This is a genomic window from Bacillus sp. HSf4, from assembly GCF_029537375.1.
GTDB lineage: Bacteria > Bacillota > Bacilli > Bacillales > Bacillaceae > Bacillus > Bacillus sonorensis_A.
On sequence record NZ_CP120679.1, the window covers coordinates 456,852 to 483,397 of the forward strand.

At 45.5% G+C, this 26,546-nt stretch carries 24 protein-coding genes; 14 read left to right on the forward strand and 10 right to left on the reverse strand.

All coding sequences use genetic code 11. The features are described 5' to 3' along the window. Positions 1-33 precede the first annotated feature (33 nt). Positions 34-3,885: a non-ribosomal peptide synthetase gene (locus tag P3X63_RS02275; RefSeq protein WP_277692403.1), complete on the forward strand. Its 3,852-nt coding sequence runs from the start codon at positions 34-36 to the stop codon at positions 3,883-3,885. Next, a complete protein-coding gene (locus P3X63_RS02280) occupies positions 3,886-4,617 on the forward strand; it encodes a thioesterase II family protein (RefSeq protein ID WP_277692404.1) in 732 nt (243 codons plus the stop codon). A 54-nt stretch (positions 4,618-4,671) separates the two neighbouring features. Here P3X63_RS02280 and P3X63_RS02285 read toward each other — a convergent pair whose 3' ends face one another. Continuing rightward, a complete protein-coding gene (locus tag P3X63_RS02285; protein ID WP_026585852.1) occupies positions 4,672-5,583 on the reverse strand; it encodes a DMT family transporter in 912 nt (303 codons plus the stop codon). A 135-nt stretch (positions 5,584-5,718) separates the two neighbouring features. On the opposite strand from P3X63_RS02285, the gene P3X63_RS02290 reads away from it, so the two are divergent. Beyond that, entirely contained in the window at positions 5,719-7,068 is a 1,350-nt protein-coding gene (locus tag P3X63_RS02290; protein ID WP_026585853.1) for an aminotransferase-like domain-containing protein, read from the forward strand. 18 nt (positions 7,069-7,086) lie between these two features. Here P3X63_RS02290 and P3X63_RS02295 read toward each other — a convergent pair whose 3' ends face one another. Further along, a complete protein-coding gene (locus P3X63_RS02295) occupies positions 7,087-7,767 on the reverse strand; it encodes a 4'-phosphopantetheinyl transferase family protein (protein WP_026585854.1) in 681 nt (226 codons plus the stop codon). Positions 7,768-7,857: 90 nt separating this feature from the next. Between P3X63_RS02295 and P3X63_RS02300 the strand changes: the two genes are divergently transcribed. Both P3X63_RS02300 and P3X63_RS02305 read left to right on the forward strand, forming a co-directional pair. Next, positions 7,858-8,709 carry an alpha/beta hydrolase gene (locus P3X63_RS02300; RefSeq protein ID WP_077735733.1) on the forward strand — a complete coding sequence of 284 codons (852 nt, stop codon included), beginning with the start codon at positions 7,858-7,860 and terminating at the stop codon, positions 8,707-8,709. Beyond that, positions 8,684-9,547: an AraC family transcriptional regulator gene (locus tag P3X63_RS02305; RefSeq protein WP_277692405.1), complete on the forward strand. Its 864-nt coding sequence runs from the start codon at positions 8,684-8,686 to the stop codon at positions 9,545-9,547. The genes P3X63_RS02300 and P3X63_RS02305 overlap by 26 nt, the downstream gene beginning before the upstream one ends. Before the next feature lie 76 nt (positions 9,548-9,623). Here the strand turns inward: P3X63_RS02305 and P3X63_RS02310 are convergent, their stop codons facing one another. From P3X63_RS02310 to P3X63_RS02330, 5 genes are all read right to left on the reverse strand, one after another. Further along, positions 9,624-10,025, reverse strand: coding sequence for a hypothetical protein (locus tag P3X63_RS02310; protein WP_277692406.1), 402 nt, complete (start codon positions 10,023-10,025; stop codon positions 9,624-9,626). Positions 10,026-10,040: 15 nt separating this feature from the next. Continuing rightward, positions 10,041-11,231 (reverse strand): MFS transporter, encoded by a 1,191-nt coding sequence (locus tag P3X63_RS02315; RefSeq protein ID WP_277692407.1) that lies wholly within the window; start codon positions 11,229-11,231, stop codon positions 10,041-10,043. Positions 11,232-11,333: 102 nt separating this feature from the next. Next, on the reverse strand, positions 11,334-12,272 hold the full coding sequence (locus P3X63_RS02320) for a hypothetical protein (RefSeq protein ID WP_277692408.1): 939 nt from the start codon (positions 12,270-12,272) through the stop codon (positions 11,334-11,336). Between the two features lie 412 nt (positions 12,273-12,684). Further along, positions 12,685-13,347, reverse strand: coding sequence for a YczE/YyaS/YitT family protein (locus tag P3X63_RS02325; protein ID WP_026585856.1), 663 nt, complete (start codon positions 13,345-13,347; stop codon positions 12,685-12,687). 192 nt (positions 13,348-13,539) lie between these two features. Then, complete coding sequence (locus P3X63_RS02330; protein ID WP_277692409.1) at positions 13,540-14,640, reverse strand: Gfo/Idh/MocA family protein; 1,101 nt, start codon at positions 14,638-14,640, stop codon at positions 13,540-13,542. 143 nt (positions 14,641-14,783) lie between these two features. On the opposite strand from P3X63_RS02330, the gene P3X63_RS02335 reads away from it, so the two are divergent. The 9 genes from P3X63_RS02335 to P3X63_RS02375 all read left to right on the forward strand — a co-directional run bounded on the left by P3X63_RS02335 (position 14,784) and on the right by P3X63_RS02375 (position 24,161). Continuing rightward, positions 14,784-15,623, forward strand: a complete 840-nt coding sequence (locus P3X63_RS02335; protein WP_347176587.1) for a LysR family transcriptional regulator — start codon at positions 14,784-14,786, stop codon at positions 15,621-15,623. A gap of 55 nt (positions 15,624-15,678) precedes the next feature. Further along, on the forward strand, positions 15,679-15,867 hold the full coding sequence (locus P3X63_RS02340) for a hypothetical protein (protein ID WP_026585859.1): 189 nt from the start codon (positions 15,679-15,681) through the stop codon (positions 15,865-15,867). 209 nt (positions 15,868-16,076) lie between these two features. After that, positions 16,077-17,738, forward strand: coding sequence for a pyridoxal phosphate-dependent decarboxylase family protein (locus tag P3X63_RS02345; RefSeq protein WP_277692410.1), 1,662 nt, complete (start codon positions 16,077-16,079; stop codon positions 17,736-17,738). A 17-nt stretch (positions 17,739-17,755) separates the two neighbouring features. Beyond that, positions 17,756-19,465, forward strand: coding sequence for a methyl-accepting chemotaxis protein (locus P3X63_RS02350; RefSeq protein WP_277692411.1), 1,710 nt, complete (start codon positions 17,756-17,758; stop codon positions 19,463-19,465). Between the two features lie 257 nt (positions 19,466-19,722). Next, positions 19,723-20,532, forward strand: coding sequence for a hypothetical protein (locus P3X63_RS02355; RefSeq protein ID WP_277692412.1), 810 nt, complete (start codon positions 19,723-19,725; stop codon positions 20,530-20,532). A gap of 215 nt (positions 20,533-20,747) precedes the next feature. Then, on the forward strand, positions 20,748-22,274 hold the full coding sequence (locus P3X63_RS02360; RefSeq protein ID WP_277692413.1) for a T7SS effector LXG polymorphic toxin: 1,527 nt from the start codon (positions 20,748-20,750) through the stop codon (positions 22,272-22,274). Positions 22,275-22,290: 16 nt separating this feature from the next. After that, positions 22,291-22,686 carry a hypothetical protein gene (locus P3X63_RS02365; RefSeq protein WP_026585862.1) on the forward strand — a complete coding sequence of 132 codons (396 nt, stop codon included), beginning with the start codon at positions 22,291-22,293 and terminating at the stop codon, positions 22,684-22,686. Between the two features lie 264 nt (positions 22,687-22,950). Then, positions 22,951-23,592 carry a TetR/AcrR family transcriptional regulator gene (locus tag P3X63_RS02370; protein ID WP_026585863.1) on the forward strand — a complete coding sequence of 214 codons (642 nt, stop codon included), beginning with the start codon at positions 22,951-22,953 and terminating at the stop codon, positions 23,590-23,592. Between the two features lie 215 nt (positions 23,593-23,807). Then, on the forward strand, positions 23,808-24,161 hold the full coding sequence (locus P3X63_RS02375; RefSeq protein WP_152520949.1) for a hypothetical protein: 354 nt from the start codon (positions 23,808-23,810) through the stop codon (positions 24,159-24,161). Positions 24,162-24,240: 79 nt separating this feature from the next. Here P3X63_RS02375 and P3X63_RS02380 read toward each other — a convergent pair whose 3' ends face one another. The 3 genes from P3X63_RS02380 to tcyA are packed head-to-tail and all read right to left on the reverse strand — an operon-like array spanning position 24,241 to position 26,499. Beyond that, positions 24,241-24,984: an amino acid ABC transporter ATP-binding protein gene (locus P3X63_RS02380; RefSeq protein ID WP_026585865.1), complete on the reverse strand. Its 744-nt coding sequence runs from the start codon at positions 24,982-24,984 to the stop codon at positions 24,241-24,243. A gap of 14 nt (positions 24,985-24,998) precedes the next feature. Beyond that, positions 24,999-25,703 carry an amino acid ABC transporter permease gene (locus P3X63_RS02385; protein WP_026585866.1) on the reverse strand — a complete coding sequence of 235 codons (705 nt, stop codon included), beginning with the start codon at positions 25,701-25,703 and terminating at the stop codon, positions 24,999-25,001. Next, positions 25,690-26,499 (reverse strand): cystine ABC transporter substrate-binding lipoprotein TcyA, encoded by an 810-nt coding sequence (gene tcyA, locus P3X63_RS02390; RefSeq protein WP_026585867.1) that lies wholly within the window; start codon positions 26,497-26,499, stop codon positions 25,690-25,692. Before tcyA ends, P3X63_RS02385 begins: the two co-directional genes overlap by 14 nt. Positions 26,500-26,546: the final 47 nt, after the last annotated feature.

Here is a 26,546-nt window from a genome sequence, read left to right on the forward strand (position 1 = left end):
TAAGCGGGTGTATCCATGAAAGGGGGAACGATCATGAGCCAGTTCAAAAAAGAGCATGTACAGGACATTTATTACTTATCGCCGATGCAGGAAGGGATGCTGTTTCACACGCTGCTTCACCCTGGACAAGGTTTCTACATTGAACAGATCAGCATGCAGGTGAAGGGGTCCTTCCAAAAAGAGGTTCTAGAAAAAAGCATGAATGTGATCATTGATAGATATGATATTTTCCGGTCCGTATTTGTACATGAAAAAATGAAAAGACCGGTTCAGGTCGTCTTAAAACAAAGAACCTTTGCAGTGCAAGAAATCGATTTAAGCGGGCTTTCTGAAAAAGAACAGAACGAAAAAATCGAAGAATATAAACAAAAAGACAAAGAAAAAGGCTTTCAACTCGCAAAAGACATTCCGATGAGAACCGCCATTTTCAAAAAAGGAACGGATCATTACGAATGGGTTTGGAGCTACCATCATATTTTGCTGGACGGCTGGTGCTTCGGCGTTGTTGTTCAGGAGCTTTTCAAAGTGTACAATGCGCTCCGCGACAACAAGCCTTACAGTCTGCCCCCAGTCAAACCGTACAAAGAATATATCAAATGGCTTGAACAGCAGGATAAGCAAACATCGCTGGCCTATTGGCAGACCTATTTAGACGGTTTTGAAGGACAGACAACCTTTAGAGAACAGCGGAATAAAACAGAACAACCCGTCAGTCAGCCCGAAGAGCTGCTGTTTACTCTGCCAAAGGAGGACACGGAAGCGTTCACACGGCTTGCAAAGGCTCACAACACGACATTGAGCACAGCTCTCCAGGCGGTATGGTCCGTGCTTTTGAGCCGTTATCAGCGATCGCGCGACCTGATCTTCGGTACAGTGGTATCGGGACGCCCCGCGGAAATCAATGGTGTGGAGCACATGGTCGGCCTCTTTATCAATGTCGTGCCGAAACGGGTGACATTCGGCGGGCAGACGACTTTTACGGAGCTGATCACCGATTTGCAGAAGCAGTCGCTCGAATCTGAGCCTCATCAATATGTGCCGCTTTATGACATCCAAAGCCATATCGGGGCGCCGGATTTAATCGACCACATCATCGTGTTTGAAAACTATCCGCTCCAAGAAGCCAACAAACAGCAGGAAGAAAAAAATCTCGGCTTTACAATGGGCGATGTCAGCGTCTTTGAAAAATCAAATTACGATCTGAATCTCCTTGCATCTCCAGGCGAGGAAATGCTGCTGAAGCTGGCTTACAACAGGAACGTCTATGACTCTGCATTCGCCGTCCGTCTCAAAGAACAGCTGCTAACCGCAATCCGGGAGGTCGTCAGCAATCCGCATCAGCCGCTGGATGATATCGATGTGGTGCCGGAAGAGGAGAAAACGCATCTGCTGTCTGAGTTGAATCCTCCGGCGGACGAAGAAAAAGCCAGACTGACACTGCCGCAATGGTTTGAACATTATGCGGAAGCCATCCCTGAACACCCTGCCGTTTCGGCAGCCGGACGAACACTTACATATGCCGAGCTGAACGAACAGGCGAACAGACTCGCCCGTCTGCTCCGCAAGAAGAACATCAGCAGGGACAAAGCCGTCGCCCTCTTTTTCCGGCGTTCACCGGAAATGGTCATCGCGATACTTGCGGTGTTAAAAGCGGGAGGTGCCTATTTGCCGATCGATCCGGAGTATCCGAGAGAGCGCATTCAATACATGCTTGAAGACAGCGGAGCGGTATGCCTGCTCACTCAGGAAGAGCTTCAGGATCAAGCGGCACAGCTTTCCTTCACAGGAGAAACGATTGCCATCGACGGTCCGGCCGCATCCGCAGAAAGCGGAGACAACCTTGAATTGGACGGGCGGCCGGAGACATTAGCTTATATCATGTACACATCGGGAACCACGGGCAAACCGAAAGGAAATTTGACGACGCACGCCAATATCGCTCGGGTCGTCAAAGAGACGAATTATATAGACATCACACAGCACGACACAGTGCTGTCTCTGTCAAACTATGCATTTGACGGTTTTACATTTGATCTGTACGGCGCACTGCTCAACGGAGGAAAATTGGTGATTGCTGATCAAAAGACCATTCTTCATATCAACAAGCTGTCGGAAACGATTCAAAACGAAAACATCACGGTTATGTTTGCGACGACGGCACTGTTCAACCTGCTTGTCGATGAGGGAACGGATTGGATGAAAGGCCTTCGCAAAGTGCTGTTTGGAGGCGAGCGTTCATCTGTCAGACATGTGAAAAAAGCGCTTGCCGCGATGGGGCATGATCGGATCATTCATGTATACGGCCCCACGGAAACGACCGTATTTGCGACATTTTATCCGGTCAACAGTGTGCCTGATACCGCCGTTTCCATCCCGATCGGCAAACCGTTGAACGAAACAGGGGCATACATTCTGACGGAAAACGGCCGGCTGCAGCCGCTGGGAGCGGTCGGGGAACTGTGCATCAGCGGCGCCGGTGTATCGCGGGGCTACTTAAACAGGGCAGATTTGACGGCGGCAAAATTTGTTCCGCATCCGTTTCAGAGCGGTGACATCGTGTATCGGACGGGCGACCTTGCCCGCTGGCTGCCGGATGGCAACATCGATTTCATCGGGCGGGTGGATGATCAGGTGAAAATCCGCGGACATCGGATCGAGATCGGCGAAATTGAAGAACAGCTTCTCCGCTTACAAAGCGTAAAAGAAGCCGTTGTTCTCACAAGACGAAGTGAGAGCGGGGATGCGGTTCTTGCCGCATATGTCGTTCCAACCCCTGAAGAAGATGTGTCAGAAGAGGCGCTTCGCCGCGGACTGGCCCGCCAGCTTCCGGCGTATATGGTACCAGCGGGATTTGTCATCCTTGAAGAGCTTCCGCTGACGGCAAACGGCAAAGTCAATCGTCGGTTTCTGCCGGAAGCGACGGCACCTTCCGAAAAAGCTGATGATCGGGAGCCGCGCAATGAGACGGAGAACAAGCTTGCGGCCATTTGGTCGGACGTATTGGGGAGGCCAAAGATCGGCGTTGATGAGAACTTTTTTGAAATCGGCGGTCATTCATTGAAAGCAATGGCTGTCACTTCCCGTATTTTAAAGGAGCTTGGCATCGACGTTCCGGTGCATGTCATGTTTGACAAGCCGACCATTGCGCATCTCGCGGCTTATATCGAAAACGGAGGGGAATCGGGCGAAGCGGGGAAAACCGTCTTCAATCCGGAAAGCAGCCGGCAGGTGTTTGCATTCCCGCCTGTCCTCGGGTATGGCGTGATGTACGGCAAACTTGCCGAACAATTGCCCGAATACAAGCTTTGCGCCTTTGATTTTATTGAAAGCGATGATCGGATCGAGCGCTTCGCTGAAGCCATCATCAATCTTCAGCCTGAGGGTCCATTGACATTGATGGGATATTCGGCCGGATGCGCCCTCGCGTTTGAAGTGGCGCAAGAGCTTGAAAAAAACGGACGGCAGGTTGAAAAACTGCTGATGATTGATTCCTATATGAAAAACGATGTCAGCGATTTAAAAGGACGTACGATTGAAGATGACGTGGCTCGACTGATGGAAGCCAACCAAGATAATGAATATCTGCAAATCAAGGCGGTTCAGCAAGGCATTTTCAAAAAGATGAGCGCGTATTATTCATACTTTGTGAACGTGATCCACCGGGGAAAAGTCGGCGCTGATATTCACTTGATCAAATCGGAAGAGACGAGTCCGCTTCCGGCATGGCTTTCCGCTTGGGAAGAAGGCACGAGCGCTTCCTGCCGCAGCTATCAAGGATGCGGGAAACATGATGAAATGCTTGCGGCAGAATTTGCCGAACGAAACGCAGAGCTCATCAAGCCGATTTTGGAAGGCCGTCCTGCAAGAGCAGGAGGTGTACGATAGGTGAATGATTTATTCAAACAGTTCGGATCGGCTCCGGGCGGCATTCAATTGATCTGCTTCCCGTTTGCCGGGGGCTATTCGGCATCATTCCGGCCGCTTTACGAACATTTGCAAACCGATTGCGAGGTGTGGGCGGCAGAACCGCCAGGGCACGGGACGAATCGCATGGAGCCTGTCGATGATTTGGAAAAGCTCGTCGACATGTATTTTACGGCGCTCAAGCCGAAGCTGCTCCGGCCATTTGTGCTGTTTGGCCACAGCATGGGAGGAATGGTCGTATACAGACTGACGCAAAAGCTTGAAAAAGAGGGGATCCATCCGCAAGCTGTCGTCATTTCAGCGATCCAGCCGCCTCATATCAAACAGAAAAAGGTTTCCGACTATGATGATGACGCCTTTCTCGATCACCTCGTCCAGCTGGGCGGAATACCTGAAGAACTGGTGAAGAACAGGGAGATGATCAACTTCTTCCTGCCTTCATTCAGAGCCGACTACAGAGCGCTCGAGACGTTCAGCCATAGTGACCATACAGTGGTTAGCTCGCCTGTCCATATGCTGAACGGGGAAAAGGATGACAAGTGTGTAAAAGATGCATTTGGCTGGAGGCAATGGGTGAAGAACATTGATTTTCATTATTTTGCAGGCGGCCATATGTTTCTTCTCTCAGAAACAGAGCAGGTTGCCGCGCGCATCAGGTCGATCATTGCGTCGACCGGCAAAACCCCTGTATAAACCATGTAGAAAAAGCGGAAAATCGGTGGATACATGGCCGATTTTCCGCTTTTTTCATGTGTTGGCATATTTCTTTTTAGATTGAATGACAGTGGCGCCGACGATCCCGGTGATGATCATCACGCTTCCAAGCAAATGAAACCATTCCAGACTCTCTCCAAGCCATAGTATCCCCGCTAAAATCGTTACCAATGTAGCCAAATGATTAAACATGCTGATTTTCGCGGCTTCGATTTTGGACAGTGCGTAATTTGACAAAAACGATGTCGCAAACGATGATAATATGCCTAAATACAGAATGGACAGCAAAAATACCGGATCTGTGTAGGGGGCAAAGAAGCCGGAAATCGTGCCTGATGACAAATGTGTGACACCGGCCATGCCATTGAAAAAAAGAAAGCCCGCCCCGGTTGTTACATATGTTAATTCAAGAGAGCTGAAGGAGCGGGTCATCTTTCTCGCAAGCACGCTGTAAGCCGCCGAGGAAAGAGCCGAAAGCAAAATAAGCGCGGTTCCCCTTACGTCAGCGCCCCCGGCGCCAGCGCTTTTCATGAAAAAAATGGCGGCCACCCCCGCCGCTGACAGGACGGTGAAAAAAAACTGGCGTTTCGTGAACCGTTCCTTTAACACATAAGAAGCCAATATCATCGTGATAATCGGAATCGCCGCTTGAATGATGCCCGCTTCAGATGAAGACGTGTAGACGAGTCCAAACACTTGAAAGGCAAAAAACATGACGGGATAAAACAGCGCCAGCGGCAAGATCACCAGCACGTCTTTCAAGCTGAGCCTGATCTTGACCCAGCCGCAGATCACGGGAAAAAGCGCGGCCAAAAAGGCTGCGGTAAAACGGTGAGCGAGGATGTCCACCGGTTCTGCCGCCGTGAGCGCCAATTTAATAAAGAAAAAAGAAAATCCGATGATAAAAGCGTATAATAAAGCTGCAAGATAAGCAGATTTGTTCATGGTTTTCAACTCCGTGTGTATGCATGCAATACTGTAATTTAACCGGCTCTGTCATCTTATACGGAAGCGAACACCGGCACAATACAAAAAATACTGATCTGTACCGGTACAAATTTCAGACAAAGGGAGAAAAACATGCAAAAATACGTCGAGCTGATGAATGAACTGGAGGCTCTCATCGAAGGAAGATCGTATCAGGAAGGGGACAGGCTGCCGTCGATCCGGACGCTTGCCGCACAGTTTGGTGTGAGCAAAAGCACGGCGATTCGGGCGCTTGGGGAACTGGAGAAGCGGCATCTTATCTTTTCTGTGCCGAAAAGCGGCTATTACGTCGTCAAAAAAACGAAACAGCAGCTGGATAGAGGAGGGGACGTGATAGACTTCGCCGCGTCGGCTCCTGATCCGGATGTGTTTCCATACATTGATTTTCAGCATTGCATCAATCAGGCGATTGATACATACAAAAACGATTTGTTCATCTATGGAACGCCAAAAGGGCTTCCGTCATTAATAAAAGTCATCCGAAAAGAGCTGACAAACACTCAAGTGTTTACAAACGAGGACAATATTTTCATTACATCGGGCGTTCAGCAGGCGTTGGCATTGCTCGCCTCGATGCCGTTTCCGAACGGGAAGCGGAACATCCTCATTGAACAGCCGAGCTATCATTTATTGATCAAATACATTGAAGTCCACGGCCTCCCGGCAATCGGCATCGAACGGACGGCGCAAGGGATCGATATCGGACAATTGGAACGCCTCTTTCAAACGGAGGACATCAAATTCTTTTACACGATGCCGCGATTTCACAATCCGCTCGGAACCTCCTATACGGAACAGGAGAAAAAGAGCATCGTCAGACTTGCGGAAAAGTATGACGTATTTATCGTCGAGGATGATTTTCTCGGCGATCTGGAAGGGAATAAAAAGGCGGACCCGCTGTTTGCTTATGACGTCTCTTCACACGTCATCTATTTAAAAAGCTTTTCCAAAGTGATGTTTCCGGGTCTGCGCGTCGGGGTGGCCGTTCTGCCTGATTCGCTGACAGCGGTCTTCAATCAGTATAAACAGCTGCTTGACATCGACAGTTCGATGCTGTCCCAGGCCGCTCTGGAAATCTATTTGAAAAGCGGGATGTTTGAAAAGCATAAGCAAAAAATCCGTTCTTCGTACGAAAAAAGATCACGCCTGCTGCATGCCCGATTACAAGACCATTTCGCGTCGGCAGGGACTGGGGTTGATTTTCAACCCGCTCTCCAGCCCTGCATTCACACACACCTTGCATTAGACCGAAATCTTTCGGCTTCCCGCCTGATCAAAAGCATGAAAAAGCGCAATGTCCTGCTGGAGCCGATTACGCCTCATTATTTATCATCCTTCGAAAAACGGAATCTATTAAAAATCAATACATCCAATGTCAAGGAAGCAGACATTCGGCGCGGGATCGAACAATTGAAGCAGGCGGTCGACACGGCCCGCTATTAAACGGAAGCGGGCCCGGTATCATCCGTTTAACAGATCTTCATATGTTAACAAGACAACATCTTTGGGAAAGTCTTGTGACTCAGAGCAAACCGCCATTTTATAACCGGGATCAATCTCATACACTTGAAGATGGCAGGGAGGGTAATCAGGCGGCGTTTCAATTGAGGCGCGCCCTCCTTCTCCAAGTTTGACGGAAAAAGAATCGAGCGGCAGTGACAGACCTTTTCCCGCCAGCTTAATAAAGCTTTCCTTCATTGTCCAAAGATGATAAAAATAAGATAGGCGTTCGGACTCACGTTTCTCCAGCAGATCGCGATGTTCAGCGGGGGAGAAAAACCGCTGTGCAATATCGAAATTGATCGGTTTGATTTTCTCGACATCCACCCCGATCGGTCTCCTTCCGACCCCGCATATGATCCATTTTCCCGAGTGGGAGGTATTAAAATGAAAGTCAGGCAGGTCTTCGGCTGACGGTTTTCCGTAACGTCCCTCGGTGAATGTGATCTGCTCATTCGGCAAATCGAATGTTTTTTTGATGATATGCCTGATCACGACTTCTCCGATCAGCGTCCGATTTGCATCCTCAGGAAATCTGTATCTGTTGACTTTTTTTCTTTTATCGTCAGACACCATAGCCATCATCCGTTCAAATTGGTCGGGCCCGGGCAGCTGATCGATATAAACAGCGTAAATCTTCATCAAATTGAACCTCTTCACGTGATTTTTTCTTATCTTTGATTTTAGCAAACAGGCGGCTGGAAAGACAGAAAAGAATGGAGCGAAATACATATGATCAACGGAACTTTGATAAAAGATACCTTTTCCGGCAGGGATCTTTTCATCTATCTGCCTCCTTCATACCGAAATGGAACCAAACGGTATCCCGCCCTATATGTGCAGGACCGGGGAGATGTTTTCGATCCGGCATACACGAGCAGCCTGTCAGCCATCGAAAAGCTGTTTTCAAATCGCGACATTCCGGAATTGCTGCTGATCGGTGTTGCTTCAGAAGACAGAGAAAGCGAATACACGCCGTTTTCCGCACCGCATTTGATCAAGCCTGACCACATGTACGGCGGACAGGGCGCTTTGTATGCCGATTTTTTGGCAAATGAGTTAAAGCCGTATATCGATCGGCACTATCAGACAGACCCAAGCCGTGAAAGCACGGGGATCATCGGAAAGTCATTCGGCGGACTGATCTCGATCTACACCGGATACCGCGCATCGGAAACCTTCGGGAAGATCGGTTCTTTGTCAGGTTCCTTCTGGTTTCCGGGAATGATTGAATGGATGAGGAGTCAATACTTCAAAAATGCGAATCTGCGCATCTATATGGATGTCGGGAGCACGGAAGGGACAGACCGCAGCAATCTCCAGAAAGAAATGATACCGAGAACTAAGGAGGCTTACCGCATTTTGCAAGAAAGCGCGGCTTTTCGGAAAGACCTTACATTTGTTCTCGATGAAGGCGGGGCTCACCGGCTTGAAAGGTTTGCTGATCGGTTCCCGGAAGCGGTCAAATGGCTGTTTGGCTCCTGTCAGAACAACGCACAGAATGACAGGAGCCTCTCAAACAGGGCTGTTATGATGAAAAAACGGAAGGAGAAAAACAATGGAAATCCTGAATCGTTTGGCTGAAAGCATTGACTATATTGAGGAGCACCTCGATCAAGAGCTGCGGCATGAGGATATCGCCAAGATCGCCTACTGCTCAAAATTTCATTTTCAACGCATGTTTTACATGCTGACAGGCGTCACCCTTGCCGAATACATTCGCAACCGCAGACTGACGGTCGCCGCCCAGGAACTGGCCGCCTCAGATGTAAAAGTCATTGATGCGGCCCTCAAGTATGGCTACAATACACCGGAATCATTTTCAAAAGCATTCAGCAGGCTGCACGGAATGAGCCCGTCCCAGGCGCGTGAAGAAGGCCGGACGCTTCGGGCGTTTCCCCGTCTTTCCTTTCAAATCCAAATCAAAGGAGCAGAGGACATGAATTACAAAATTGTTGATAAAGAATCGTTTCAAGTGATCGGCAAAGTGTTGGAAGTCACGGTGAAGGATGGTCAAAACCAAACGCTGATTCCGGCTTTTTGGGATGAATTAAATCAAAACGGGTTCACCGATTCTTTACAGCCATACGCCGGACCACTCGGCTTTCTCGGCGTCTGCATGGATTTCAACGACCAAGCTGAAACGTTCAACTATGTTATAGGGGTCGAAAAAACAACCGATGACCTTCCCAAAGGCTGTATCGTCAAAGACATTCCCGCCGCGACCTGGGCTGTGTTTGAGGCCGCAGGCCCCGTCGATGAAGCCGTAAACCAAACGTGGGAGCGGATTTTCTCGGAATGGTTCCCGGCGACAGGCTATGAGCTGGCCCATGCTCCGCAGTTTGAATCATATCCTGAAGACGGCGATGTCACATCGGCTGATCATGTGACTGAGATTTGGATACCGGTTGTGAAAAAATAGCAGCATTTAAAAAAACGGATGCATCCAAGTCATCCGTTTTTTCAAATGTGACAGTCTTCTCCTTTTTGATTCATCATTATGATCTGCCAATATCTGACCAGCGGTGATCGCCTATTTTTTCTAGTTTTTGATACATTTTCAAATTTCCGGGAACCATTTTGTCAGCTATGTTCACAAGATATTCTATTTTGTCGTAGTAGCTCATATGTTGATCAGGAACCAGTTCATCAAGTCTGCGTCGCAAGCCGTTAAGCTTTTCTCGGGCAGTTTTATGATTGGCGCTTTTTAAAATACTGGTTGGAACGACACGGGCCAGTCTTTCAAGCCTTTCGTCCGGTGAAAGGGAAACATCTGGCAGCAAATCAAAAAGCCTTTGACTATGGGCCTTTAAATGACGGCAAACTTCTTCAAAATCCTCATCAAAGTGGGGAATGTAATCTTCTTTGCTGAATGTTTTGACCATGTATTCTTTTTCCATAGACATTCTCCTTTTCTAATCGATTGTCTTCATTTGGACGACTTCAGAACATAGTGCAGGCAGAATGGAAAGCAAACCCCCTATACCTGCCGTGATCACCGCAAAGCGAACCTCGAATGCGGAAGCAAGGAGCCCTCCTAAAACCGCTCCGACGGGCACCATGCCTCTGCCGAATACTTTCGAAACTGAATTGACGCGCCCCAACAGATGTCTGGGTGTAATGGCTTGGCGCAGACTTACGAGATTCACATTATAAATGGGAACACCCATACTCAAGACAAACTGTCCAAACAAAAGCGAATATAGCGAGTATTGATGATCTGGCGCGCTGCCGATGATCAAAAAACCTATGGCCAACAAACCTAATGAACCTACAATCACTCGGCCGATACCGATCTTGTCAGACAATTTTCTGCTGACCAGTGCGCCTACAAGAAATCCGGCATTGCCAAGACCTAATATAATGCCGATATCGCTTGCGGAAAAGTTTAATGAACGGGTCATATAAATAACGGAAATTGATTGATATAATCCGATAAATAGAACGCTTAAACTATAGCTAATTAATATAGGCCGCAGTATTCTATGTTTAAATGTAAAGGTTATGCCTTCTCCGATGTCTTTCCACACACTTTGCTCCTTTTCCGCGCTTCTGTCTTTTATTCTGCTGTCTGGTAAAAAAAGCGTTAATATAAAGGAAGTCACAAAGCTGAAAGCATCTAAAAGAACAGCGATGGGAGCTGTTAACAATTGAATCATAAAACCGCCTATTCCAGGTCCGGCGACTTGCGCCGCTCCATTGCTAACCTCCAGTTTTGCATTTCCATTCAGCAAAGATTTGGATGGAATGATCTCCGGCAGATAAGATGAATAAGAAATTTGATAAAAAATAGATCCGCAACCAGTTAAAAAAGCAACGCCCAGAATCACTTCAAGAGATAAAAAACCGCCTAGAAAGCTTAGCGGGACAACAAATAGAAGACAGGCATTGATCAATTGGCAAAACAGCATCACCCGTTTCCTATTCATTCGATCGACTAATGCACCCGCATGAAATCCAAGCAGCAGATTTGGAAGAAAAGATAGAAAGCTGATCAGGCTAACGGCAAAGTTGCTTGCATTTAGCTGATTTATTGCGATTAAAGGCAGGGCAATAATCGTAATCTGCCTTCCGAAAGATTCTATCGTTTGGCTTGACCATAACAAATAAAAGTAGCGGTTTAATGAATGTTCTTTTCTGCTGACAGGCGGCTGGGTATCGAGCCCTGAATTTGTTTTAATTTTGACTCTCCCTCCTAAAAAGAATTATCAAACTGAATGTGTTTCTAACGCTTTGGCCGTATCGTGAATAAAATTCGCCAACTCTTCGATCAGCCTTACGCCATCAGATGTAAAAGAATTTTTATGATTCAACAGCGCCTGGCTCAAATGCTGTGCCGACCTTATTCCCGAAGCAGCAGCTTCTTCAAATATTTTGCGCTCTTCCGGATAAAGGCTGCCGTCTTTTAATTCAGAGAGTCGAAATTCCATCATTTTACTATAAACGATGGCTGCATGAAAAACACGGTCCAGCTCCCAATACTGATTGCGTATCGATTGAGTATGTCTCCAAGGAATTTCTATTTTAGCCGATGTTGCGCTATCATAACTTTCATTGAAAATATCAGAAAGCAGCAGGTTCATATTAATCACTTGATGGACAGCTTCATGATACAGGTTTTCTGCTAAAAACCGGTAGGAGTTTTTAGTACACAGACTATTAGGCGGTATATGGAACGCAGCTTTATCAGAGATGAATATACAAAGAGGCATAATCGGAAATGAAGCTGAAGTAATTTGAGTATCCTTTTCAATGAAATCCCTTTGGATGGTAACCCATACTATGGATCTTACAAATTCCTTGATAAGCTCATAAGCGGAAGGGTGCTGTTTGCTTAAATGATGTAGCGCCTTAGAGAGCAATTCTTTTTGCTGATGATTTGCTTGAAGTATCTCATGAGATGGAATAGGAAGCTTGGACCATATGGTCTCAGGCAGTTTTGTGATCATAAAAAAGGAATCATTTCCAACTGCAAGCTGATTTCCATCAATGGCTTTTGCATGCTGGTGAATATCGGGGATTCCGGTCAGTTCAGCCATTAAGTATAAATGGGAAAGGTGTTTTTTATCTTTCTCAAACTTATAACTTTGTTCATCGAAGAACGAGTTTTTAGGAATACTATCATGAATTAAACCAGATATAGACACCGCTAACTTCTCCTTTCTTAATTGTAGAGAGAACCCTTAACATAAAGTCCCGGATTCTCCCTGTGATAGTTGCAGCAGCCCTATTTAGAAGGTTTTTTAACTGGTGCATTATCAGGAACCATGTGATCCAGACGCTGTGTAAGCTTTTTCACTTTGTTTTTTACACTCACTTCCATCCTCCTCTCCAACAAAACTTTTATTTCTCAATACATTAAGGGATGACTTAATGCATATAGAGAACAATGGATATGGAAAGATACATTTCGATTGGCTTGGTATGTATCGCTATAAAAAGAACTAGTCCTAGTCAAATGATGTATAAATAATACAATAATTCCAATAAATGAGTCAATAATATTTTTTGACTTTTTGGAAAATTATAAAATGGTATAAAAAAAACGGATGAAGCCTATCATCCGTTTTTCTTCAATGACACATGTACAGGCCGGGCTGTTTTCGGCCGCCGTCCAGCCATTGTAAAGGAAAGCAGCTGTTTGGACTGCGGCAGGGAAAAGCGCAAAATCAAGCCTGTCATGATGGCGGTCAGGACGGTTCCGATTCCGATCGGTCCGCCGAGCAGCCAGCCGATGAACAAAATCGTCAGTTCCATTCCGTTGCGGACCCATTGAACATTCCAGCCCGTTTTCTCCGAGATCAAAAGCATCAGGGAGTCGCGGGGGCCGGCCCCGAGATCTGCCGATACATAAATGCCAACCCCGTACCCGATAAAAATGACGCCCAGAAAGAATACGACAGTGGCAGACAAGAGCGTCTCCGGATCGGGCAGAATATAATTAAAAAAATCTATAAAAATACCGATTAACAACATGTTTAATACGGCGCCGATTTTCGGCCATGCCTTCGTAAACAATGATGTTAAGCCTACGATGACGGCTCCGACAATGATCGCCCACTGGCCGACAGAAAGCCCGAGCAGCATGAACAGGCCGTAATGGAATGCATCCCACGGACCGATGCCGAGCACCTTTCCTTCAATCGTAAGAGAAACCCCAAAAGACAAAACAAGCAATCCGACAAAATAAAAAAGCCAGCGCAGAACAAGTTCCCGCTTCAATGGATTCCCCTCTTTCCAAAAAAACAATCGAATGTCATTGTAACACAAACCGCTCGTCAGCAGAATAGGAATTATGCCCTCGCTGCCGGCAGGCAAGCATTCTTAGATGCTTGAACACATTGATGAGAGCGGATTTGGGATGGATCCAATCATTTCCTTTCAGAAGGGGAGGAACAGCCCTGCGGTCTGTCCCTAATGGTGGAGTATCACCTTTTTGCCCGTCTCGGCCGACTTGCGTACTGCATCCAACAGCTCATGCAGCTTCACAGCATCGTGAAAGTCGGGAATGTCCCATGTATTGGCCAAAATATCTTTTGCCAAAACATGATACGCCCTGTCAACATAGCCTGCGGGATTCATGTCTTTGTCCGATGAGCGGCTGATTTCTTTCCAATGGATATCCTCAGCGCCGCCGATGTGCTCCGCTTTTTCAAGTTTGAGACGGCCGAACTGGACGTGTCCTAAGGAACGCTCCTGTGTCAGGCGAAAAGCGCCTTTTTCTCCTTGGATTTCTAAACGAAATGCCGGTAAAACCCCGCCTTCAATATGAATGGAAGCTGATGCGCCATTTGTGAGTGTCCCGTTTATCACGATTTGGTCAGCGGTGTTTTTTCGGGTTTTTTCACCGGTTTCCTGGAGAACGGCTTCTGCATAATTCATATTCATGATGGATGACAGTTCCTTAAAGTCACCCAGGATGTAGCAAAGCGCATCAAGTGAATGTCCGCCGTTGATCGCTAAAAGGTCTGCGCCATTTTCTTTTTCTAGAAGGTAGCTGTTTTTCAGGTCGGCTGTTCCGCCTTTTCCTTGTGTGGCGACATGCATTGTGCAGGACAGCACCCTGCCGATTTCGCCCTTATTGATCGCCTGCTTCATGTACTTGATTTCCGGAGATTGTCTCGCCTGCAATCCGACGGCATGATGGATGTTTGCTTGTTCAGCCGAATCCGCCAATTCTTTGGCTTGTTGGGTGCTGACACCGAGCGGCCATTCGCAGTAGATGTGTTTATGCGCCGCGATGGCTGCGATTGCAGCTTCATAATGAAAAGGAACCTTGACACTGACGACGACTAGATCGACCTCTTTTGCAGCCGCCAATGCCCGGTGAACTGTAAAGGCAAGTGGTGCGTTGATGGCGGCCGCGCTCTTGTTTGCGGTGTCGATGTTGGACGTTCCGATTGCGGTGATGCGAAAATGCGGGCTGTCCTTTAGAACCGGAATGTGGGTGCGGCTGGCCCATTGGTTATTCATCGAGCCTCCGATGATGCCCGTGTTGATTGTGCGATGTTTCATGAATGATCCCTCCTACGCCGATATGTGGCAAGTTTTGAGCTAATTCAAGTATAATGAGAGATGGTCATCATGAAAAATGTTAATAAATGATGCTGCTATCATTTTTTCTGATAAGGAGGCGTAAACCGCTGGACATTGAAAATATGAAGGCATTCGTGTCGGCCGCTGAGCTGCAAAGCATTTCGGCCGCCGCCGCAAAGCTGAATCATCTCCAATCAAATATGACGGCAAAAATTAAAAAAATAGAAGCCCATTACCAGCAGGAATTGTTTATCAGAAGCTCAAAAGGGGTTCAGCTGACAAAAGAGGGAAAAGTGCTCTACGATCAGTTTAAAAAAATGCTCCTCCTGTGGGAAGAAACCGAAAGCAAGATGAAAACGCAGGAACAAAAACTCCGAATCGGCACGATGATGTCTGTCGGCGGAACGCGGCTGGCAAGCTCTTTAAGCCGTCTTTATCACATGTATCCGAACTTATCGGTGACATTAAAAACGGGCAATACAGAATATATTGAGGAGCAGCTTCTGCTTGGACATATTGATGTGGCTTACACCATCGGATCGATGGAAAACAAGAATATCCACTATCAAAAATCCGGTGTTGAAGAAATGATTGTGATCGGAGGAGGCATCGATGACAGCACATGCTTGGAAGACTATTTAGAGGGGAAAAACCTGCTTGTGCTTTCAGATAAGTGTCTATATCTCTCCATCCTGGAAAGCCTTTTTGCAGAAAGAAATATCAGGCATGGAGAATTGATCGAGCTCGGCGATATGCAGACGCTTGTACAGCTTGCCTCTATCGGCATGGGGATTTCCCTCGTCTCCAAACGAGTCGCCAAACGCTTCAAGATCACACGGTTTTTAGAGGTGCCCCCGATGCACCGGTATATCGATATGTATATGATCACCCGATTAAATCATAAGCTGACACCGATAGAAAAACAGTTCACAGAGCTGAGTCATACCCTTGCAGAGGAATGAGAACACCATAAATGTAAAATGTTGTGATATAATGAGTAAAAAAAGGATGATTCAGTTGCTGATCATATTAAGGTTCATCAGTCTGTTTTTATTAGCCGCCATCCTGTTGATGGTGGTGTCAGCATATGCGCCTTTTCTGCTTGTCCCTCTTTGGATCGCTTTCATCATCGCTCTTGTTGTTTGTCTGTATCTTGTCCTGAAAATTGAAATAAAAGCCTTAAAAAAGGGAACGAAAAAGAATTGAATTTAATGATGGATCAATGGTCCTGTATCTCGTTGTAAACTTCTTAACAAAATGATGTTAAGAAGTTTTTTTATTGAAAAGAAAAGTAAAAGATAAAACAATTTCATGAACATTGGCGTAAATTTCTAAAGAATTGGGATATATTGACCGATATCGCGTGTGTGATGTTTTTTTGAAATATAAAAAGACAAGGCAGGAGAGAGAGAAACATGCAGCAACCGAGTACAGCGGATATACAGAAATGGTTTCCGAGCGAAGACGGAAATGAAGCGAAAAGACATGAATTCCTCAATTTGATCGAACAGCTCATTCATGGGGTGGACAAGCTGAAAAACCCCGAACAAGTCAACCTTAAAGGTGAAAAGAACCGCGATGGCCTGTTTTATGAAACACTTGTTTCTGAAAGTCGGATTCCGGATTCGGGCATGCCGATGAAAGAAGTCAACGAAGACCTGTTAAAGCTTTTGCATGGACATCCTTACCACTCAAAATACTTTTTTACAAACATTTTGCCGATGGCGAGCATTCCGGGGATTTTAGGCATGCTTGCGGCCTTTATGGTCAACGGCAACAATCTGTGGGATGTGTACGGCCCTGCCGGAGCCGAGGCGGAAGTGAAGGTCACCGCGATGATGTCAAAGCTTGCCGGTTATGATGCCGAAAAAAGCGGGGGCTACACAACCTGGGGAGGACAGGGGGCTGTCTACAGCGGCCTGCGGATCGCGATTGCCAAAATGGCACCTTCTTCCCTTAAAGAGGGCGTGCCCGCAAACTTCTATGCTTTCTGTTCTGAAGCGGCCCATTACAGCTTGTACAAATCAATGGAAGCAGCCGGGCTTGGCAGCGATCATCTCATCAAAGTCAAAACCCATCCCGATCATTCGATAGATACGGAAGATTTGCGGCAAAAACTGAGGCAGGTTTATGAAAACGGAGGTGTTCCTGTTTATATCGTGGCCACAACGGGGACGACGGATGCGATCGGGATTGATGATGTCAGCGCGGTCCGGCTTGCCGCTGAGGAAACGGCCGGGGAATTCGGAATGCAGGTTCCCCATATTCACGCAGATTCAGCTTTGGGCGGATTTTTTGCGTTTTTTAACGAGTACGATCTTGGTGAGAACGCTTTATCTTTCAGCCCCGGCGTCATCAGGATGATCAAAGCGATTCAAAGGAAAATGCGGCATTTGCATGCAGCCGACTCACTGTGCTTTGACTTTCAGAAGCTCGGACAGACGCCTTATGTGACCAGTCTGTTTCTCGTGAAGGACGCCGCTGATTTGAAGCGGGTCGATCTTGACCCGGATGAGACGCCGTATGTCGGCCACCGCGGCTACGGTGACTATCATACGGGATATACGCTGGAATGTTCGCGGATGGCGAGCTCGATCAGCATGTACAGCGCGCTGATGGCGTTTGGAATTGAAGGCTATCAAAAACTGATCGGCCAGTTTCTTGAGGTCAACCTCCATTTTCGCGAACAGCTCGCACGCCGCATTCCGGAGGCGGAGATCATGAATCCGGACAACTGCGGCATGTCGACGCTGTTCCGGATTTATCCGGAAGGCGCCCCGAGACGTGCCGAAGAGATTGCTGGAGAGTGCACCGTAGAAGAGCTGAAAAGAAACAATGCACTGAATGAAAAACTATTTGAAAAGCTCGGAGCAAAGCGGGAGAAAATGTTTTTTGGCGACACGAAAAAACATTTGCTGGTGGGAACCCGGGAAGGGCTTGAGGTTCCCCTTTCAGTCAGCAAGTTTTTCGTCATTTCTCCTTATACAAAACTTGAGCATGTTCCGGAAATTATTGATTACTTAAAAGAAAATGTTGCGGAAGTCTGCCGGGAGTATGGCTCCCTCGCGGCGTATTAACAAAAGGGGATATAACGATGAAAAAACTAATGGAACACATTTCAGCCAAAATCATGATCGGCGTCGCGCTGGTGCTGATTATTACGATTGCAAGTTTTTCCGCAGTTTTTACGGTCATTAGCAACGATTTGTCAGAACAGCTAAAAGAGCAGTTTCAAAACCGTCTGTATACCGATATTCACCTTGCCGAAAACCAAATCAGCCGTATCGATGGAAATGTGCTTGATATCGATTCAACTGACAGCCCGCTTTACAAGGAGACGAAACATGCGGTGAATCAGCTGAAAAAGAAAAACAAGCTGGAAAATCTTTATATCCTCTCCAATCAAGGAGGCAAGGAGCGGATTGTCGTTTTATCAGATACAGCAGATGATTTCGGGACCTCATACGCCTTTTCAGATGAAATGAAGGACGCTTTGGCAAACAATAAAGAGATGATCAGCGATGTTTATGAGGATCAATACGGCATTCATCAGTCGATTTTTCTGCCGCTGACAGACAGCTCAGGGGAACAGACGGGGATTTTGGGCATTGATTTGGACGCCTCGGTCATTCCGGCTACAGCAGCAAAAGCTAAATGGTACACGCTCGGAATCGCGGCATTTGTCATGCTGATCGGCATGCTCATGGCTTATTTCCTCGGCACTTATATCGCAAAACCGATCAGGCAGCTGATGAAGGCTTCAGAAAAGATCGCCGACGGTGATCTATCAGCGCAAATCTCTGTCAAAAGCCGTGATGAAGCAGGCAAATTGGCCGAATCATTTCAGCGGATGAATGAAAATCTGAAACAATTGATCGGCCAGATTTCCGCCTCATCGCAAGAAGTGTCCAACACCAGCCTTCAGCTGAAAAACGTATCGTCCGAATCAAGCGAAAGCGCCCAGCAGGTGGCTGAGTCGATGAACAGCATGAGCGAAGGGATCAACGAGGTCGTCTCATCTGTGACAGATTGCCATACATCGGCCGCTGAAATCGACCGGCAGATCGCAAACGTCACGGAAAAGGTCAACGAGATGAAGGAGGTTGCAGAAGGCGTCAGCAAGGATTCCAAGACGGGGCAGGAGCTTGTGGAAGAAACATTGCATCAGACCCAAACGATTAAAAACGTGATGGAAGAGTCCAAAAATGCGGCGAAGGATATGCAGAGTCATACAGAGGAAATCGAAAAAGTGATCGGAATGATTTCTTCAATTGCCGAACAGACGAATTTGCTGGCGCTGAACGCTTCAATCGAAGCTGCCCGCGTCGGTGAGGAAGGTCAAGGTTTTGCCGTTGTCGCCGGGGAAGTCAGAAAGCTGTCCGAACGCTCGGCGGAAGCCGCTTTATCCGTTTCCCAGCTTGTTGCGGGCACCCAGGAAAGCAGCCGTCTTGTAATGGAACGCATTCAAGAGGGCGGTGAAGCGGTCGATAGAGGGCAGATTTTAATGAATGGCACATATGAGAATTTTTCCGGCATTTTTAAAGGGATATCGCAATTTGCTGAACGAACGGATCAATTGCTGAAATCCTTATTAAAAGTGGAAGAATCTTATCAAAGCATTTCTTCCGCCATGGAGCAGATATCAGCCGTAACGGAAGAGCAGGCGGCAGGCTCGGAAGAAGTGGCGGCCGCAGCTGAACAACAGAGCGCCGGCATGCAGGAAATCGCCTCGGCGATTCAGCAGCTGTCATCTTTGTCCGAAGAATTGCGTCAAGAGGCGTCCAAGTTTAAATTAGAGGAATAAAAAAAGACAGCCTGATCAACGGAGGTCAGGCTGTTCTAACCTTGGTATTCGACTATATAAAGACGAAAGGAAAACACAAAACCGCAAGATATCAGTGATTTCACTGTATTATGCAAGGGGTTTTCGAAGGGTTTTTAGAATTAAATCGATTTTTTGGTATCAAATTTGGTATCACCGACATTCCTTAGTTTAATAGAAAATCCCCCTTATTTGTTTTAAAATGTAAATGTTCGTTTTAAAACAAATGGGGGGTTATTATGGCTTTATTTATTTCATTATTTGCTGCTTTTATGATTATAGGAACACTAATAGGTGTATTAATGCTAATCCCAAGTAAAACAAGAAAAGCTGGACTTCGACTGGCTCTTTTTTGTATTATTACTTTACTTTCAATAGCACTAATTAATAAATTTTTTCTAAAGTACGAAAATGAACCAGTTGCCACCATTACTCCAGAAGAATATAAAAAAATAAAAGAAGGCATGACTTATGATGAAGTCAAAAAAATTGTTGGGGGCAAAGCAAAATCTGAAGAAAAAATTGGTGACTCATCAACAGATTATGATTTCGACGGAGAGGATGGCTTAGAAAGTCATGCAGCTGTATTCCTTCATTTTGTTGCTGATAAATTAAGTGTCAAAAGTGAATATGGGTTAATTACTAAAAGTGATCAATCAGAATTAAATGCCTCATCTTCTGAGAATGAGACAAGCGATATCAGAAATAAAATTGAAGGTTTGGTCAATGAACATTTAAAGAACGTTTCTATTGAAGACGTTGAAGTCAATCAAGACTTGGGAAATGATAAAAAAGATCAATACATTGCATTAGTTCACTTATCATTTGATCTTAAAAATTCATCAACAACAAAAAAAAAGATGATTGAACTGTATAGTGAAGATTTGGCTGCTCGCCTTGCTGAGGAAGACAGAAGTATTAGTGAACTTTCTGTATTTTGGAAAGCACCCTATATAGATGAAGACGAAACTTTAGCCAAATTCTCTTATAAAAGATCTGGTGAAAAAATGGTGACCAGTGAAAGAAATTATTCTCAACTCTTAAATTAAATTATGACCCCATTCGAAAGGATAGGTTAGATCTTTTAAGCTATTAACTTATAAAAAATCAAGATCGTTTTATCCTTAAAAACAAAAACATTTAGGTTTATAGGCCTAATCAATAAGATTCATTTTCATGGATGGACAGGATTTATTCACTAATCATTTCCGTAAAGTGGTAAACTCTATACTGATTGTAACCATTAGTATTAGAGGAGAATGCCATGAAGACTCTGGATGTTCAGGCGTTGCACCATGCAATTGACAAAACGCTGGAACAATTAAAACAACAATCAGACGAAATCGCCAAAGTCAAAAAAGCCGTTAAGGACATCACATCACTTGATGATGCTTTAAAGGGAAAAGGCGGCGACGCGATCCGTGCCTTTTACGAGGAATGCCACACCCCTTTTTTGCAGTTCTATGACACTTTCATAGAGGAATACAGTTCCACGCTAAAGAAAATGAAAAATGCGCTGAATTCCCTGGAACCGAACCACAACGGATTTATTTCGCAAGCCTTTCTCGAACACGAACTGGAACAAGGCTTGAACGCGGCCGATCGAACAACGAAACACTTGGTATCCAAAGCAAATGCCACGATGGCAAAAGTCAGCCATATTGTCGATCTGCCGGATTTGAACGACAACGATTTTCATGAACAAAATCGAAAAGCAATGAAAGAAATCAATCAGACGATTGAAAAGCTGCACACCTTTGACAGGGAGCAGACAAACGCCCTCAAAACCGCTGAAAACGACCTTGAAACGATGCAAAAATACATCTCAAGGCTCGAGAAAATGTATACCGGGCCTAAAATTGAAATCACCGGCTATCAAAAAGGATCGATTTTAAAACCGGATGAGATGGATACCCTGAGTGGAAATCAAGAAACAGCGATGGGTGTTATGTTGAAAAAAGTCGGAGACAAAGAAGACACTGAAATGAATACTCTCGCCGACCCTGATCGAACAAAGAAATTGGCGGCACAAAAAGTTTCTAAGAAAGTGTATAGTGAAGAGGAGTTAGAAAAGCTAGAAAAGAAATATACTGTTTATAATGACACAGTGTACCGAGCTTATATAGATGGTAATATAATCGTCAAGTTAGAACCTGCATACACCCTTCCTGAAAATGTTGAAAAAAGCGAATGGGAAAAATATCTAGAGACTGGTTTGGAATTTGCAGGAGTTTATGATGCAGTAAGAGCCGGATTTGGGTACGACCTTGCAACAGGTGAAATCGTTTCAGTCAAAGATCGTTTTTTAGCTGGATTTTATGTCACACCTTTTGGAAAAGCATTTAAATACGGAAAACGCGGTTACAAATTATTCAAAGGTGAGGAATCAGCAAAGAAAATTGCAAAGGTTGAGAAAGGTGCGAAAGCAGCTAAGGATGTTGGAAAAGTTGAGAAGAAAACTTCTAAAACTACGAATGATGTTCTTAAAAACCCTATCGAGAGCAAGTTTAAAGGGACTGGAGACCTTGATAAACTTTATAAGAGTGTGTCTTTAGGAAAAGGAACTACAGGCAGAACAAAACCAAATAATTTAAATGAACAATTAGCTATGAAGGAAGTGCTCTCAAACCCTAATACCGGCAAACCTATACCGTTAAGAAAAGGGATGACAGACTCTCGTTGGCCTAAAGATGAAGGCTGGGTTAAAATGTCTAAGAATGTGAATGGCGTCGAAGTTCATTATTTAAAAAACACTAAAACAGGCCAGTTCGATGATTTTAAATTCAAATAAATGAAGGTGACAATAAATGAAAGTTAAATGCAAGATGAATACAGGCTTAGAATTATCAGAAAAAACTTACGAAATTGGTTACAGCCCTGAAACCATCTTCGATTTAAAAAAAGACGAACAATATAGCGTTTATGGTATTTGTGAATGGAATTCTTCTTTACACTTTTTAATCAAAGGTGAAGAAGACAACTTTCCATCTTGGTATCCCTCGGAATTATTTGAAGTTACGGAGAAACAGTTGCCACTAGAATGGTATTTTAATTTCGATAGGGATAATGATATTTCCGCAGTGTGGGGTTATAAAGAGTTGGTGATGGATGAAAGCCATTTCGATGGTTTAATGGAGCGAGAAAACGATGCGTTAAAAGTATTTTTAGAACGAAAAAAAGAAATAGACGAAGATTTTTGCTAATTAATTAAGTTAAAAGACGCTAAACAGGCGTCTTTCTTTTTTACTCCGACACCACGGCAACCCAGCAAAAACGGAGCTCATATAGTACCTTCAGAACTTTTAAAATCATAAATGAGGGGGATATCAATGGGATATGATCCTTTAATTTCAAATTTGTGCTTCGGAGCCCGCGATAGTTGCAACAACTTTTTCCTTTGTTTACAGGTAGTTGATTTTCTTTTATAATTTTGATTAACATGAATGTCAATGAAAAGAGGTTTTTTTTTGTCACCACGTACAAAGGAACAGAATGAAGAAATTCGAAGACAGCGGAAACAGGACATTTTACGGGCAGCCATCTTGGTTTACGCCGAAAAAGGATACTCAGCTACCGAAATGGGTGATATTGCGGCACAGGCTGGCCTGGCGCGTGGATTGGTGTATCACTATTTTAAGAACAAGCAAGCCTTGTTCCGTGAATTGTATGAGGATATAATGGCCAAGACCCAGCAGACAACGGTGTCACACTTTCAGCAGGATCGGCCACCGTTGGAATTGTTAAGTGAGTATGCACGATTAGTATGCAGGCAGGTTTTGAATGAACCAGCCGTTTCGCAATTTTATATGAGGATTAGTCTGGACATCCATTTATTTTATACTGAAGAACAGCTTTCTTCTTTTGAATGGGTAAGGGCTTTTATTGAACCCATTATTTCTGTAATCAAACAAGGTATTCAACAGGGGACGGTTCGTCAAGGGAATCCGAGCCTTATGGCTATGCAATTCTGGGGGGCTATATCACAAGGTATGAACTACTTGGGACAACTTCAGAAAGAAGGAACAACCGAGCAACCCGTAAAGGATCGGTTAATGACTGTGGTAGAGGAAGTTACAGAAACAGCTCTAGCGATCGTGAAGCCGGAATAAATTTTTTTGATTTTATATTGACATTCATGCAAATCAAAAAAGAGGTGTGGATTATTACATTCGTAACGATGACACAAGCGGAGTTTGATGCATTAAGTGACGAGAGGCTCGGGTGGGTATGTGTTGAGTCTACTCTTTTAAGTATTCGTGGGAAGGATGCTGCGGCAAAATCAGCAGCGATTACTAGTTTGAATAGGAGTCAGCAGGCACTGTGCATGTTTAGGGTTTTTTATGATCATGCAAAGGACTCCGCGAACGAGTTTTACTCTTGGGTGTCTTATTTGTTGCAGACACCGGGATACTGGACAGGTGTGACTGGGGCCCTGAACTATTTCAATGATCAAAATCTGCTGAAACTGCTCGAAGATACAAAGCAGACCATTGAGATTAATGGGCATAATGCCCACGCAGAAGGTGACGCCTTCAAAGAACGACAGAGAGATCAGGAACTGTTACATATCATCAATCGATTATACGAACGATTTCAAGAGATCGTTGCCGACAGTCTGATAAAAATTGGTGATTTCATCCGGTCCCATCCACAGGACTTTGTTATTTTGGCAAAATAATTCGAATCAAATGGAACCGGATTTGATTGAACGTACAAAATAACAGACAGCCTGATCTGATCAGATCAGGCTGCCATGTTTATACCGGATTTAAAATTCGATTTAAAAATTGTTTGGTCCGTTCTTCTTTCGGTGCCGAAAAGATTTGTTCCGGCGGTCCCTGCTCGACGATGACGCCGCCGTCGATAAAGACGACTTCATCTGCGACATCCTGGGCGAATTTGATTTCGTGAGTGACAACGACCATTGTCCAGCCTTCATTCGCCAGGTCTTTCATGACCTTCAGCACTTCGCCGACCAGCTCCGGGTCAAGGGCCGATGTGGGCTCATCAAAAAGCATCAGCTCAGGCTTGATGGCCAGCGCCCGGGCGATACCGACGCGCTGCTGCTGTCCGCCTGACAGCTGAAACGGATAGAGATCCATTTTGTCCTCTAGGCCGACTTTTTTCAAAAGCTGTACCGCTTCTTTTTTGACTTCCTCTTTAGCGCGTTTTTGCACCTTTACGGGGCCTTCCATCACATTTTCAAGCACGGTGCGGTGCGGAAACAGGTGATAGGCCTGAAACACCATTCCCGATTTTCTGCGGAGGCGAAGCAAATCGCCAGGCTTATGCTTCTTTGAAAAGTCGATGGTAAAGTCTTCAAAGGAAAGGATGCCGCGGTTTGGAATTTCAAGCGCATTCAGGCAGCGAAGCAGCGTTGTTTTTCCGGACCCGGAAGGCCCTAAAATGGCGATCACTTTTCCTTTTTCGATATTCAAGTCGATCCTTTTTAACACTTCATTTTCGCCGAAGGATTTATTCAGCCCTTTAATCGCAAGCATTGTCTATTCCCTCCTTATTTCGCCACATACCGGTCTAAACGCCGTTCAATCTGCTGCTGAGCAATCGCAAGAACAAAACAGATAATCCAATAAATGAATGCGGCTTCGATATAAATGATTAAAATCTGGTCAAGGTGTGTCGCTCCGATTTCCTGGGCTTTGCGGAATAATTCGGCGACCAAAATCTGCGACGCGAGAGATGTGTCCTTAATTAAGCTGATAAATGTATTGGATAATGGCGGAATCGACACCCGCACGGCCTGCGGCAGAATGATTCTGGAAAGCGCCGTTTTTTGCGTCATTCCGATCGAGTAGGCGGCTTCCCATTGCCCTTTTGGGACGGAAAGGATGGAAGCGCGGATAATTTCCGACGCATAGGCGCCGACATTCAATGAAAAGGCGATAACAGCGCTCGGAAACGGAGCAATCGTCACATTGAAAGCCGGAAATAAGTAAAAGATGATAAACAGCTGAACGAGCAGCGGTGTTCCCCGGATCGCTGAGACGTATATGCCGAAAACCGCCTTTAAGATACGCGATTTTGACATTCTCGCCAGAGCCGTGATCAGCGCGATGATCATGCCGAAAAGAAAAGAGAGAATGGCAAGGGGAATCGAATAATAGATTCCCCTTAGAAAAATCGGCCAAAATGACTCGCGCACAAGATCCCACGGGATGGCTGCGCCGATGGCCAAAGCCTGTATATTATTGAGAAACATCTTCGCCAAACCATTTCTTCGCGATTTTACCCAGTGTGCCATCCTCTTTCATATCGTTCAGCGCGGAGTTGACTTTCTCCGCCAGTTCGCCGCTTCCTTTGCGGAAAGCGAAATACGTCTTTTGCGGATCACCGGTTTCAAAAGCGATTTTCAAGTTTTTGTTTCCTGACGACTTCAAGTAGTTCAGTACGGCAAGTTTATCATTGTAAGTCAGGTCGACGCGGCCCTGCTGGATAAGCTGGAAGGATTGCGCCATTCCTTCAACACCTTCGATATTCGCCCCGGCCTTTTTCGCCAGATCGTTGTAGTTGCTTGTTAACGACTGTGCCGCCGTTTTTCCTTTTACATCTTGTTCAGATTTGATTTCGTTATTGTCCGCTTTCGTGACAACAACCGCTTGGGATGTTGTATATGAATCGGAAAAATCGTATTGGTCTTCACGCCCTTTTTTGCCGACCTGGTTGGCCACCACGTCAAACCGCTTTGAATTGAGGCCGGCGAACATGCTGTCCCATTGCGTTTCTTTAAAATCGACTTTCAGATTGAGACGCTTGGCGACTTCTTTTATAACCTCGACGTCATAACCCGTTAATTTGTCCGTTTTTTTATCATGGAAGGTAAAAGGCTCATATGTTCCTTCTGTACCAACGGTCAATACACCTTTATCTTTGATCGAGGACCAAAGGTTTTGATTTTCGCCTGTCTTCTGATCCTCGGACTTGTCGCCCGACTGCCCGCAAGCGGCTGCCACGGCGATCAACAGCGTCATGAGTGCAGCGAATATTGCTTTTTTCATTGTTAATCCCCACTTTTCTGATTGGATTTAATTGATTTGATTTTACT